We start from the raw sequence: 13,436 nt of genomic DNA, 5'->3' as shown, positions 1-13,436 counted from the left end.
TCTTTATTTCGACAATTGGAGGTGTTTTCCTTTGGCTTTTCGCAAAAAAATAATTCCTAATCCCTAATTTTTTTACAAACAAAAAGAATCCGAGGTCCATCCACAGACCCGGATTCTCAATTGTGTAGTTCTTAAGAACTGTATTTTTATTACCCTTTACGTTTTCTCATCATATCAAAGTGACGCACCGGCTGATCCACCTTCATGCGAATAAGCTGCAAAGGATGACGAGCTGCATCGAGTTCATTGCCATTCTCATCTCCGATAGGACCAACTGCCTGCTTAAAGAAGGTTCCTTCCGGTCCGAAAAACTCGATTTCATCCCCGGGCTTAAAGTGGTTCCGCTGCTGAATGACGGCCGTTCCCGATTTCTCATCATACTCCATCACCAATCCGGCGAAGTCATAAGGAACCGCCTTCTCTTCGGGTTCATAGATATGATCCTCATGGTCCGGTGTATCATAGAAAAATCCGGTATTCAGCGGTCGGTTGGCCGCTTTATTGATTTCCTCAATCCATTCCGGCTTCAATACATATTGATCAGGGTCAGCCATATAGGAATCAATGGCCTGTCGATATACATTGACCACAGTCGCTACGTAATGGATCGATTTCATCCGTCCTTCAATCTTGAAGCTGTCGATTCCCACCTCAATCAGATCCGGAATATGCTCGAGCATGCAGAGATCCTTCGACCCCATCGTAAACTGGTTGTCCTCCGGCTGGAACAGCGGGATTTGCGTAACGCCCGGTTGGAATGGGGAGGGTGCAGGGGCCGGCTGCTCCATCAACTGCTGCTCTTCCGATACCCACTGGCCTTGCTCTTCTCTTTCATCTACAAACAAATCGTATTTCCAACGGCAGGATTGGCAGCATCCGCCCCGGTTGGAATCACGATCCGTAAAATGATTGGACAACACGCAGCGACCGGAAAACGAAGAGCACATCGCGCCATGGATAAAGGCCTCGATCTCAATGTCGACATGCTCTTTAATCGCTGCGATCTCCTCCAGGCTCGCCTCGCGTCCCAGTACGACCCGCGGCAATCCTTCGTCCTTCCAGAACTTCACGGCCTGCCAATTAAGTGTGGATTGCTGTGTGCTCAGATGAACTTCGAGCTTGGGCGCAGCACGTTTAGCCACCTCAATAATAGCCGGATCTGCAGCGATGATTGCCGCAATGCCTGCTTCCTCCAAACTTCGCAGGTAGGATTCAATTCCCTCAATGTCCTCATTATGCGCATAGATGTTGGTGGCCACAAAAACTTTGGCGCCGTATTTCTTGGCGAACTCCACGCCTTCTTTCATTTCTTCAAAGCTGAAGTTGTCTGCATTTGAACGAAGGCCGTATTTCTGCCCCCCAATATAAACTGCATCGGCGCCATAATGCACCGCAAATTTCAATTTTTCCAAATTACCAGCCGGGGCGAGCAATTCCGGCTTGTCCAGGCGATAGCGTTTGCCCTTGTATTTTGGCTGTGCCATTGCTTCCATGCTGTCCACTCCTTAATAAACTTGTTCCTTATAGAAAAATCCAAACGACAATTCACGTTCCGGATCCTGAATCGCACGGATTCCGTCCATCCACTCTTCCTGGAATGCATAAGTGGAAGCATCTGCAGCATATAAATCAATCGCTTGACGATAGGTTCGAATCACCAGCTCATTGTAATGCCGCGGCTTCAGCAGCGTCTCCACCTTAAAGCTGTCCATGCCTGCTGCCATTAACAGATGCAAATCCTCCAGAATGCAAATATCCTCCGAACTCATAATATGGGTTCCGTTGATATCCTCATAGATCGGATACTTCTCTTCTTGACGCTCAGCTTCAATGAGAAACAAACCGCGCTCCTTGCCAAGGCTGCCTTCATTCACGGGTCTGCCCTGCTGCTGCATATAGCTGTTCACCAGGCGCCGCTTGGAATGATAGATGTTGGTCATGCCATGAACCTGAACCTGTGCTTCCAGCTGAAGCTGCGGCTTCATGTCCGTTACCTCGTCCATATTTAATTCACGCGCAAGAATAACCCGGGAGGCGCCTTTGCTTCCCCAATAATTGGCCGTTGAATAGTTGGTGGCGGTCATTTCTGCATTCCAATGAAGTTTTACCTGTGGAGCCAGCTCTTTTACGGTAGTGAGCACGGAGGGATCGTTAAATTCCACCGCATCAACGCCGATTTCTCCGAGCGCCTTAACATAGGCGGGGAGCTCGGGCAGCAAATCATTCGTCATCAAATTGTTCAAGCTTACGTATACTTTACTTCCTCGTTCGTGTGCAAGCTGTACAACTTGCGTTATTTCGTCCAATGTCAGACTGCCAGGCAATCTCATGCCGAATCGATCCTCGCCGACAAGCAGTGCATCGGCTCCCGCTTTCAGGTAAGCAGCAGCATCAGCCACGGACCCGGCTGCCGCTAATAATTCAGGTTTGATACTCATTTAAAAATTCCTCCCTAGTTAGAGGTTGTACAACAAGACTCTTCTGAGTACAGCTGGATCTGTTCCTTGTCACCAGCGTATCAGGGGACTTGCTCAACACGTGATATTATTGTTGTGCCATCTTCTTGCTGGTCTCGATATTCTTCAAATGCTCTTTATACGTTTTGGCAAACAGATGCTCTTGTGTACCGTCTTTCTTTGTCACATAGAACAAATAATCGGATTTCTCCGGATTCAGGGCAGCCTGAATGGATTCCAGGCTCGGGCTTGAGATGGGACCGGGCGGCAAACCCTTTTGACGATACGTGTTATATGGGCTCTCAACCTCCAGGTCAGCATAAAGCAATCGTTCCTTCGGTTTATCTAACAGATATTGAACCGTGGCATCGATTTCCAGCCTCATATCCTCTTCCAATCGATTATAAATAACGCCGGCCACCAGGGCGCGCTCCTGATCTGCAACCACTTCGCGCTCCACCAGTGAAGCGATGGTCATGAGTTCATGGAACGTTACGCCGCGAGCCTCCAATTGACTCTCCCAACCCGGAATATCGGCCAAACGTTTCTCCGTTTCTTTCAGCATCGTTTCGACAATGCCTTTTGCCGTGATATCCTTCTTCGGCAATTCATAGGTCGCAGGGAACAAGTATCCCTCGAGATGATGCCTGAGATGTGCTTCTTGGGGAATTTCTCCCGCAATCGGAACATCCCAGCCGGTAGGCTGATCCACAACCTTCAGAAATTCCTTCTCATCGATTCCGCTCTCTTTCGCGATGGTCTCTGCCATCTGAAGGATCGTATACCCCTCAGGGATCGTGAAACGAACCATCTCCTCGGGCTTCACTTCGCCTTTGTTCATCTTCGATAACAGTTCCTTGAACGGAGTGCCTGGGGTTGCCTCATAGGTCCCTGCCATCAGACGGCTTCCTTCCCCGCTAAGCTTTAAATAACCTTTAAGTATAAGGGCATTCTTGATCAGTCCCTTTTCCTCAAGCAGATTGGCGATAGAGGACGTGCTCATGCCGGACTCCACGGTGAATTCGACAGGAGTTTCCGAGCTTTGAACGGGCTGTAAACCATTCCATACGTAGAATACGGCCCCGCCCGCAACTAGGATCAGGACCAATACTGCTATTGCCAGTTTCTTCAATCTACTCATCCCTTCACACCAAAAGGGGCGGACAGCTCCGCCCCTTCCTGAACTTTCATTTGAAAATTAAGCATGTGCTCCTGCAGGAGAGAACTTAATCCTCGTCTCCTTCGGGAAACGTCAGCTCATCATAAAGCTCCGACACATTCTCCCATTCCTCGTCGTCATCAATGGTTGCCAGCTGCAATCCGCCGTCCTCGCCCTTGACGATACGGAGCACCTCGTACTCCTCATCGGTTCGATCCGGCTGAACCAGAATGGCATACCCTTGACCATCCACTTCAAATTCGGCGGCAATATCATAAACCTCGATATGGCCTTTATCGTCCTCAAGCTCTACACTCTCACCGAATGCTTCCTTAAGTACTTGGGTCCATACGATATTCTCAACCGAAAAATCAGACATCATTCGTCTCTCCCGTCCAGCTCTTCCACGAGCGTATTGAAGGTTTCTTCAACAATGGCCCATTCTTCATCGTCTTCAATCATAAACAATTTCAAGTCGTCTCCGTCTTCCTCATAACGGAAGGCGTAGACCTCGTCTGTCTCTTCGTCGGCAGACTCCCTTGGTACGACCATCATATATTTAGCATCCGAGCCATCCACTTCGAATTTCATGATGACTTCGAATTCTTCCTCGTTGCCTTCATCGTCGGGAATATAAATAATTTCCGGTTCTTCTTCCATACCAATATGCTCATTAGCCATTGTAATCACCCTCACCTTTACCTTTTAGAATCCAAGTAGTTTTGCAAAATCAAGCTTGCCGCCATTTTATCTACAACCTGTTTTCGCTTCTTTCGGCTGACATCGGCTTCAAGCAATGTCCTTTCAGCGGATACTGTTGATAGCCGTTCATCCCAAAGGTGAACGGGTAAGGATAGGGACTCTCGCAATGTACTTGCGAATTCCATGCAGATTTCGCCCCGCGGACCAATCGTGCCGTTCATATTTTTAGGCAAGCCGACCACAATTTCACCGACCTCGTTGTCTTTGACGAGGGTGGCAATTCTGTCCAGTTCGCCTTCATCACGGCGGCGCTCGATAACTTCAACCCCTTGGGCCGTCCATCCGAACGCGTCGCTTATGGCAACACCGATTCTGCGGTCCCCGTAATCTAATCCCATGATCTTCTTCATCCCTGTGTGCTCCTAACGGTGACTGGCTAAATAGAACCGGACCAGTTCTTCAATCAATTCATCTCGCTCTTTTTTCCGGATCAAACTTCTGGCATTATTGTGCCGAGGTATATAAGCGGGATCCCCGGACAAAAGATACCCTACGATTTGGTTAATCGGATTGTATTCCTTCTCTACCAGCGAATCGTATACCGAAAGTAGAATGTCCTGGGCGGAAGCCTCCTTTTCATCACCTTTTACATTGAACTTGACTGTCTTATCCATGGAGTCCATGTGTGACACACCTCGCTTCTTCAAAGAACATGTTTACCATGCTTCGTCGAATAAATATTTACCAGCTTGATCTAGTTATATCATAACATAATCCTAAGTCTCTACGGAAATCGAAAGCGAAATATTTAGAGAGTGTTCCAAAAAATTCAGGATTGTGTACAGCAAAATGTTGGATCCCGCTTACTATGGCTTGCTGTACACAATCTGGACAAATCTGTTACACGCCCTGGGCTATGAGATCCTCAGCATGCTGCAGCGCCTGGGCTAGTTTGGAAGCATCCTTACCTCCGGCTTGCGCCATATCCGGACGGCCTCCGCCGCCTCCGCCGCATATCGAAGCCACTTCTTTCACAAGCTTGCCGGCATGATAGCCCTGCTTCACCAGGTCCTGCGGAACGGCTACGACGAAATTCACCTTGTCGCCCGCTTTGGAGCCGAGCACCAGGATGGTCTCCGGCAGCTTGCCCTTCAATTCGTCAGCAATGCCGCGGAGTCCGTCCATGCTGCCAGCCTGTACTTCAGCTGCAAGCAGCGACGTGTTCCCGACCTGCTTCACTTTATCGGTCAACTGGCTAGCCTCAATCGCTCCCAGTTTGCCTTGCAGGGACTCGTTCTCCCGGGCAAGATCCTTCACCTGTTGGTTCAGGCCCTCGATCCGCTTCGGTACGTCTGCAAGATTGCTCTTCAACAAGCCGGCGGCTTGCTTGAGCAGGTCCATTTGCCCCTCCAGATGCTCATAAGCGTAGCGTCCCGTTACGGCTTCAATGCGGCGAACGCCGGAGCCGATGCCGCTCTCTCCAAGCAGCTTGAAGATTCCGATCTGGGAGGTATTGCCTACATGGCATCCGCCGCACAGCTCAATGCTGTAATCCCCGACCTGGACAACACGGACGATGTCCCCGTATTTCTCGCCGAACAATGCCATGGCACCCATCGCCTTCGCTTCGTCAATGGCCTTGCGCTCGATAACGACCGGAATGCTCTTCCATACCTGTTCATTCACGCGGCGCTCAATATCGGCGAGCTCCTCCTGCGTAATGCTGCCGAAGTGGGAGAAGTCGAAGCGCAGACGCTGTGGTTCAACAAGGGAACCTGCCTGATTGACATGATCGCCCAGCACTTCCTTCAAAGCTTTATGCAAAAGATGTGTGGCTGTATGGTTCTTGACAATATCATTGCGCATGGCGGAGTCCACCTGCGCCTTGACCGTATCGCCCACTTTAAGCTCGCCGAGCTCCACGGTTACGAAATGCACATGCTGTCCATGCGGAGCCTTGAAGAGACCTTCCACTCTGGCACGAACGGATCCGCCTTCCAAAATCCCCTGATCGCTGACCTGGCCGCCGCTTTCGGCATAGAACGGGGTCACGTCCAGAATGACCTGACAAGTCTCGCCTTCACTGACGCTGTCTGCGAAGCTGTCACCGGAAACAATGGCGAGCACTTTAGCCTCGCTGACGGTGTCATTATATCCAACAAATTCACTTTTAACCGTATAATCGGAAAGAACGCCGCCTTGGACCTTCATGCTTTCCGTTTCATGACGAGCCGCACGCGCACGGTCACGCTGTTCCTTCATCGCGGCATCAAAGCCTTCACGGTCCACGGTCAATCCGTGTTCGGACGCATAATCCTCCGTTAAATCAAACGGGAAGCCATACGTATCATACAATTTGAAGGCGTCGCTGCCGCTGATTACCGATTTGCCCTGCTTCTTCGCTTCTGCGCTGACGTCAGCCAAAATGTTCAAGCCGTCAGAGAGCGTTTTGTGGAACTGTTCTTCTTCCGTTGCAATGACCTTTTCGATAAAGGCGCGCTTCTCAACGACCTCTGGGTAGTATACGCCCATAATATCGCCTACGGTTCCGGTCAAAGTGTACATGAATGGTTTGTCCAGCCCGAGCACCTTTCCGTAACGAACCGCACGGCGGAGCAAACGACGGATGACATAGCCGCGTCCTTCGTTGGAAGGCAGCACGCCATCGCCAACTGCAAATGCAACCGTACGGATATGATCTGCAATGACTTTCAGCGCGATATCGTATTCCGTCTTCTCATTGTATTTAACGCCGGCAAGCTCTGCCGTCTTCTGGATGATCGGCTGGAACAGGTCGGTATCGAAGTTGGACGCCACGTTTTGCAGGATGGAAGCAAAGCGCTCGAGCCCCGCACCCGTATCTATGTTCTTGTTCGGAAGCGGTGTGTAGCTGCCGTCCTTGTTGTGGTTGAACTGGGAAAATACAAGGTTCCATACTTCGAGCCAGCGTTCATTCTCACCGCCAGGAAACATTTCGGATTCCGGAGCATCCGTGTCGTATCCTTCTCCACGATCATAGAAAATCTCGGTACAAGGTCCGCACGGTCCTTCGCCGATATCCCAGAAGTTATCCTGCAGCTTAATGATGCGTTCCTTCGGGAGACCGATTTTTTCGTTCCACAATTTGTAGGCTTCCTCGTCTTCCGGATACACAGTAACGGACAGCTTCTCCGGATCGAATCCGATCCATTTCTTGTCCGTCAGGAATTCCCAAGCCCAGGTGATAACCTCTTCCTTAAAGTAATCCCCGATGGAGAAGTTGCCTAACATTTCGAAAAATGTATGGTGACGACGGGTTTTGCCGACATTCTCAATATCATTGGTCCGAATGCATTTCTGCGAGTTCGCAATTCTCGGATTTTCCGGCTTCACACGCCCGTCAAAATAAGCTTTGAGCGGAGCCATGCCTGCATTAATCCAGAGCAGGGACGGGTCATTGTGCGGAACAAGCGATGCACTTGGCTCAATATTGTGGCCTTTCTCTGCAAAAAACTCTAGCCATTTGGAACGGATTTCACTAGCTTTCATCTCTACACTTCCTCCAGTCATAATATAGGGCCCGGATCACTTGGCTCCGAACACAAAAAACGCCCCTGAATTGAATTCAGGGACGATGTTCTCGCGGTACCACCCTGGTTATCGTCCATTCATCCTCCAGCAGGGTTCCCCTGGAAAAGCATATGTGACGATCGCCTCGTAACAGCTGGATAACGGGAGCCACCCGGTGAATTTGAATCACACTCAAAAATTAGCATTCGGCTAAGGTTCACTTCCAGGTTCTCGCAGCCAGCCGGAAATTCTCCGGGCAGGAACCTGTTCTCTGGGCAAGGTACGCAAAGCCTACTCGATTTTCTCATCGATTTCTACGGTTATAGGTTTATCATTTCAAGTATATATAGGGTGAAACTATCTGTCAATGCATGAACATTGCGACTACAGACTGGAGCCCTCAGCCGGATTTCCTTCTGACATAATAAGCGAAAAAATGCTGCAGCAGCACTTTGATGACGGCAAAGACGGGAACAGCCAAAATCAAGCCCACGGTTCCTGCGAGCTGACCGCCGACAAGGAGTGCAAAAATGATCAGGAGCGGATGCATATGCAGCTTTTTCCCCACCACTTGGGGTGAAATGATGTTGCTTTCCAGCGTCTGGCAGATCATATTAACCACCACCACCAGCAGCACCATCTTCCAGGAAATCGTGGATGCCATCACAATTGCTGGAGCCGCCCCGAGAAAGGGACCCAAATACGGAATGATGTTAAACACCGCCACGATGCTTGCCAGCAGCAGTGCGTACGGCATGCCCACGATCATATACCCCACATAAGCCAGTACGCCGATGATTAAGCATACCAGGAATTGTCCGCGGACATAATTTCCAAGGGCCATGTCAATCTCTTTAAGCAGCGTGACAATCGACTTCCGGCGGCTCCGCGGCAGATAGGATACGGCGGTCCGCTGGAACACCTCAAAATCTTTTAATATGTAGAAGATCAAGAAAGGAACAATTAACACGTTAAACAGAATATTAATCATGTTGCCGATATTGTCCATGAAATCCGAGATTCCCCCGGCCAACCTCGATTCCATCTGCAAGAACCAGCTGTTGACGCCTGTCCTTACTCCCGGAGGCAGGAGCCTGCTGTCCAGATTGGTCATCAGACTTTGGGCATTCATCGTTAATTCAGGCAGGTGCTCGTTGAGCTCCTCCAGTTGCCGGATCAGCATCGGAATCATGTTAATTAGAATGACGGCGAGCGACGTCAGAAAGACGGCATAGATGAGCAGCACCGCCATGCTCCGCGGAACTTTGCGGTCGGAGAGCATGCATACAACCGGATTCAACACATAAGATATGATCATGGCAACCAGAAATGGCGCCAGGACAGCCTTGAGAAATCGATAGACATCCAGAAACAGCGGACGCAGCAGCCAGACAAAGTAAAGAGAGATGAGTCCAAGCATTAACCATACCAACAATCGAAACCATTTGTTCTCGGTCAGCTGTTCCACACAGGCACCCTCCTTTTTCGAAAGCTACCCTGTAGTATATGTACAAGCTTCCAGAAATAAACTAACATTTCCGCCGGCCAAAATGAAAAAGACTCCTGCTGCTTCAGCCGTACAGGCCTTCAGCAAGGAGTCGTTATCTTACAATATGTACGCGTTCTTTAGGAAGACGCGTGCATAGGAGGGAAATCCGGCTGCATGTCATCACCGAAGAACAAATCATCCAGCGAGCTGAGTGTGCCGTCCTCTTCTACCTGGTATACGGACATTTTCTCCCCGTTGACTGTCAATTCGATAAAGCAACCCCAGCAATAAAACTGGTGGGAGCCGATTTTTCCGATATCTTTGGAACTACAGTTTGGACATTTCATCCTACCTCACCCTATCCGTTCACAGAATTAATGGCTTTTTCCAGACGCTGTTCGCTCATCGGAGGTACCATGACGGCACTTTCGCCGATAGCCATTTCCGCTGTGCAAGGCAGCCATTTGCGACCTTCGATCAAATCCGAGACAAATCCATCGGATATTTCCAACCCTAGTATTGTATTGCCCTGTTCCTGCTCAAAATAAACATCCGATATACGCCCGAGCAGGACACCATCCTCTGTCAAGACCTGCATCTCTTTCAGTTTGCGCTTGCCCAAAAGGTACGTAAGCGGTATATCATTGGCGCCCAGCTTGCGGACGGCCTCTTGGCTCCGGATCATGACGGCATCTTCCCCGTACGCTACGATATCTTCCCATGAGACGCTTTTCACATGCGAGGAAAACAAAGCCTTGCCTTCCAGCTCCAACCCGGTAATCAACCAGTTCTCATCTAGTATAAAATCGTGGATTTTGCCGATTTCCTTACCGTTCTCCACGTCGAATACAGCCAGTCCAATCATTTCTTGAAGTTTCATATACAGTGGACACCTCCTCATCCTTCATGGTTTGAAATCAGCCGCCGGTCAAAATTTCGTTAGCCTGACGGGCCATTTCCAAGGATGAAATGGACGAACGCATACCCCCTATTCCCTAGAAGGAGAAATCCCTTAACATCTATTTACGTAACCGATTAAGGATGGTTCCAATTTTTTGGGCAGTGTACTCCATTTCTTGAGTAGTATTACCCAAACCGAAACTAAAACGAATCGCGGAGCGCAAAACAGGATCAGAAAGTTTCATTGCTTGGAGTACATGGGATATTTCCAGAGATCCCGACGTACAAGCCGAGCCGCTTGCCGCCGCAATTCCTTCCATATCGAGGTTCATCAGCATCGTCTCCGTATTGGCACCGGGAAAGCTGATATTTAGGATGTGAGGTAGGTAATGTTCCGAATTTCCGTTGATCACAAAAGCATCCTCGCCAATCTCCTGACGAAGCCCTTCAAGCAGCGTCGATCTCAGCTCACGATAATGCTGGGTCCGCGCCTCCATATTCTTAACGGTCCATTCCACTGCTGCCGTAAAACCGGCGATTCCAGCCATATTCTCTGTTCCGGCACGACGTTTCTTCTCCTGGAGCCCTCCGAACAGACGTGGAGATACGCTGAGTCCTCTGCGGACAACCAAGGCACCGACGCCCTGGGGCCCGTTGATTTTGTGGGCGGAAAAACTCCACATATCCACCGGCAGCTCGCGGCAGTTGATCGGTTCCGATCCCAATGCCTGAACAGCATCGGTATGGAATACGATGTCCCGGCTGCGGCAGAGCTCGCCGATTTCGAAAATCGGCTGAACGGTGCCTACTTCATTGTTGCCATACATGATGGTGACCAGCACCGTGTTGTCCTGAATCGCGCCCGCAATGTCCTCCACAGAGACACGCCCAGTAGAGTCGACGGGGACATAGGTAACCTCGCAGCCCCGCCGTTCCAGCTCATGACATGTATGAAGCACCGCATGGTGTTCAACCGCCGACGTAATCACATGCTTGCCCTTCACGCCAAGCGATTCCAGCAATCCAAATATAGCCAGATTATCGCTCTCGGTTCCGCCTGCGGTGAACACCAGCTCGTCCGATTGGCATCCTAAAAGGGACGCAATTCGATCACGCGCCCCGTTAACGATCTTCTTCGCTTCCCGTCCAAAAGCGTGAACGCTTGAAGCATTGCCGTATTGGCTTGTCATCACATTCATCATCCGCTCGGCAACCTCCGGATGTACCGGGGTTGAGGCGGCGTGATCCAAATATACTGATCTCATATCCGTCGTCACCCTTAAATGTAGAACATATAGTTGTCTGCAGCAGACTGTTCCTGATAGTTGATCAGATAGTCCAGCGTCGTGGAATCCAGCACTTCAGCGATGCTGTCGCGGATACGAAGCCATAGATCCCGCTTCGCCGGATCATCCTCTTCCGTGAAATCCACAGGGGATATCGGTCCTTCCAGGACGCGGATGACATCTCCAGCCGTTATGGATGCCGGATCACGGGAAAGGATATATCCTCCGTATGCGCCGCGGATGCTTTTGACCAGACCCGCATTCCGCAGCGGTGCGATCAGCTGCTCAAGATAATGTTCCGACAGCTGGTTCTTCTCAGCAATGCTCTTCAGCGAAGTCGGCCCTTCCCCAAACCTGGCGGCCAGCTCCATCATAATCGTTAATCCGTATCTTCCTTTTGTTGATATCTTCAAAGGTGACACCTCTTTCGGCAATTTGTATATTATGTCCATCCTGTACATGAATTGTAGGTGGCGGGTGAGCGACAAATACGGCGTAATCCAGGCGTGAAGCAGCTTATCCTGTGTTTTTCTCCGTATTCCGATCATTACCCTCAGCTTATGGTAACATATCCTGAACCTCAATGGGTAATATTCCAATCGGAAACCTGAAAAATGTTCACCCTGAGTGGACAAAATGAAACGTGTGAACCTTGTTCCAATATGTTAAAATACCTCCATGGGCACAATTCAATATGAAAATGGTGATAACGATGTCAAAAGAAAAACATAACACTCGTATCGTTGTCGGCATGTCGGGAGGAGTCGACTCCTCCGTAACAGCGCTCCTGCTCAAACAGCAGGGCTATGAAGTGATCGGCATCTTTATGAAAAACTGGGATGATACCGATGAGCTTGGCTACTGCACAGCTGAAGCGGACGCTGAAGACGTGCGCCGCGTGTGCGAGCAGCTCGACATTCCCTACTATACCGTCAATTTCGAGAAGGAATACTTTGATAAAGTATTTTCCTATTTCCTCGATGAATATAAAGCCGGGAGAACGCCGAACCCCGATGTCATGTGCAACCGTGAAATCAAATTCGGCGAATTTCTGAACAAGGCTATGGATCTGGGAGCCGACTACGTGGCTACCGGCCATTACGCCCGCGTCATCGAGGAAGACGGACAGTACCGGTTGCTGCGCGGCGTCGACAGCAACAAGGATCAAACCTACTTCCTCAATGCGCTGAGCCAAGAGCAGCTCTCCAAGGCGATGTTCCCGATCGGGCATCTGCCGAAACCGGAGGTCCGCCGACTCGCCGAAGAAGCCGGACTGTATACCGCCAAGAAAAAAGACAGCACCGGCGTTTGCTTCATCGGCGAACGGAATTTTAAGGAATTTCTTGGACAATACCTCCCCGCCCAATCCGGCGATATGGTGGACATTGTCACCGGCGAAGTGAAGGGCCGTCATGATGGTTTGATGTACTACACGCTGGGACAACGCCAAGGTCTCGGAATCGGCGGATCAGGCTCCGGAGAGCCTTGGTTTGTTGCCGACAAACATTTAACTAACAATATTCTGTACGTTGTTCAAGGCGATCATCCGAGTTTGTATTCAACCGGACTCGTTGCCTCCGGAATCAACTGGATTGCAGGACAAGACGCTATGCCCAAAGACGCCTACACCTGCACCGCGAAATTCCGCTACCGTCAGCCGGATCAGGAAGTTACGATAACTCCGCGCGAAGACGGAACCGTTCATGTCGCTTTTGCGAAGCCGCAAAAAGCAATCACGCCGGGACAAGCCGTTGTCTTCTACCAAGGGGACGACTGCCTTGGCGGAGGAACGATCGAAACGGCGGATAAAGTTCCATATTAATCCGCTGGCCTGAACGAAAAGAGCACACACTTAACACGGAAGAATCCGTAAAGTGTGTGCTCTTTTTTTACCT

Annotated in this window: 14 protein-coding genes; 1 reads left to right on the top strand and 13 read right to left on the bottom strand. The window is 50.1% G+C overall.

What is annotated here, in order from left to right; all coding sequences use genetic code 11:
* Window positions 1–149 precede the first annotated feature (149 nt).
* The 13 genes from PAEVO_RS00365 to cymR all read right to left on the bottom strand — a co-directional run bounded on the left by PAEVO_RS00365 (window position 150) and on the right by cymR (window position 11,954).
* Complete coding sequence (locus tag PAEVO_RS00365; protein ID WP_100535783.1) at window positions 150–1,493, bottom strand: peptidase U32 family protein; 1,344 nt, start codon at window positions 1,491–1,493, stop codon at window positions 150–152.
* Window positions 1,494–1,505: 12 nt separating this feature from the next.
* Window positions 1,506–2,438, bottom strand: coding sequence for a peptidase U32 family protein (locus tag PAEVO_RS00360; RefSeq protein ID WP_100535782.1), 933 nt, complete (start codon window positions 2,436–2,438; stop codon window positions 1,506–1,508).
* Window positions 2,439–2,544: 106 nt separating this feature from the next.
* Window positions 2,545–3,588, bottom strand: coding sequence for an endolytic transglycosylase MltG (gene mltG, locus PAEVO_RS00355; protein WP_100535781.1), 1,044 nt, complete (start codon window positions 3,586–3,588; stop codon window positions 2,545–2,547).
* 94 nt (window positions 3,589–3,682) lie between these two features.
* Window positions 3,683–3,994, bottom strand: coding sequence for a DUF1292 domain-containing protein (locus PAEVO_RS00350; protein WP_174819256.1), 312 nt, complete (start codon window positions 3,992–3,994; stop codon window positions 3,683–3,685).
* Window positions 3,994–4,296, bottom strand: coding sequence for a DUF1292 domain-containing protein (locus PAEVO_RS00345; RefSeq protein ID WP_071222779.1), 303 nt, complete (start codon window positions 4,294–4,296; stop codon window positions 3,994–3,996). Before PAEVO_RS00345 ends, PAEVO_RS00350 begins: the two co-directional genes overlap by 1 nt.
* A gap of 17 nt (window positions 4,297–4,313) precedes the next feature.
* Window positions 4,314–4,727, bottom strand: a complete 414-nt coding sequence (gene ruvX / locus PAEVO_RS00340) for a Holliday junction resolvase RuvX (protein ID WP_100535780.1) — start codon at window positions 4,725–4,727, stop codon at window positions 4,314–4,316.
* A gap of 12 nt (window positions 4,728–4,739) precedes the next feature.
* Window positions 4,740–5,000, bottom strand: coding sequence for an IreB family regulatory phosphoprotein (locus tag PAEVO_RS00335; protein ID WP_006208869.1), 261 nt, complete (start codon window positions 4,998–5,000; stop codon window positions 4,740–4,742).
* A gap of 217 nt (window positions 5,001–5,217) precedes the next feature.
* Window positions 5,218–7,845, bottom strand: coding sequence for an alanine--tRNA ligase (alaS, locus tag PAEVO_RS00330; protein ID WP_100535779.1), 2,628 nt, complete (start codon window positions 7,843–7,845; stop codon window positions 5,218–5,220).
* A 421-nt stretch (window positions 7,846–8,266) separates the two neighbouring features.
* Window positions 8,267–9,334, bottom strand: coding sequence for an AI-2E family transporter (locus tag PAEVO_RS00325; protein ID WP_100535778.1), 1,068 nt, complete (start codon window positions 9,332–9,334; stop codon window positions 8,267–8,269).
* A gap of 158 nt (window positions 9,335–9,492) precedes the next feature.
* Window positions 9,493–9,702, bottom strand: coding sequence for a hypothetical protein (locus PAEVO_RS00320; RefSeq protein WP_100535777.1), 210 nt, complete (start codon window positions 9,700–9,702; stop codon window positions 9,493–9,495).
* An 11-nt stretch (window positions 9,703–9,713) separates the two neighbouring features.
* Window positions 9,714–10,235, bottom strand: a complete 522-nt coding sequence (locus tag PAEVO_RS00315) for a PRC-barrel domain-containing protein (protein WP_009592754.1) — start codon at window positions 10,233–10,235, stop codon at window positions 9,714–9,716.
* 139 nt (window positions 10,236–10,374) lie between these two features.
* Window positions 10,375–11,520 carry a cysteine desulfurase family protein gene (locus tag PAEVO_RS00310; RefSeq protein WP_100535776.1) on the bottom strand — a complete coding sequence of 382 codons (1,146 nt, stop codon included), beginning with the start codon at window positions 11,518–11,520 and terminating at the stop codon, window positions 10,375–10,377.
* 14 nt (window positions 11,521–11,534) lie between these two features.
* Entirely contained in the window at window positions 11,535–11,954 is a 420-nt protein-coding gene (gene cymR / locus PAEVO_RS00305) for a cysteine metabolism transcriptional regulator CymR (RefSeq protein ID WP_071222772.1), read from the bottom strand.
* A gap of 299 nt (window positions 11,955–12,253) precedes the next feature.
* Here cymR and mnmA point away from each other — a divergent pair, with 299 nt between their 5' ends.
* The gene (gene mnmA / locus PAEVO_RS00300) at window positions 12,254–13,363 is read left to right on the top strand and encodes a tRNA 2-thiouridine(34) synthase MnmA (protein WP_165789595.1); all 1,110 of its coding nucleotides are present in this window, start codon (window positions 12,254–12,256) and stop codon (window positions 13,361–13,363) included.
* Window positions 13,364–13,436 lie beyond the last annotated feature (73 nt).

Source organism: Paenibacillus sp. GM2FR, from assembly GCF_002803325.1.
GTDB classification, from domain to species: domain Bacteria; phylum Bacillota; class Bacilli; order Paenibacillales; family Paenibacillaceae; genus Paenibacillus_AQ; species Paenibacillus_AQ lautus.
This window is presented reverse-complemented; position numbering and strand designations above follow the sequence as displayed.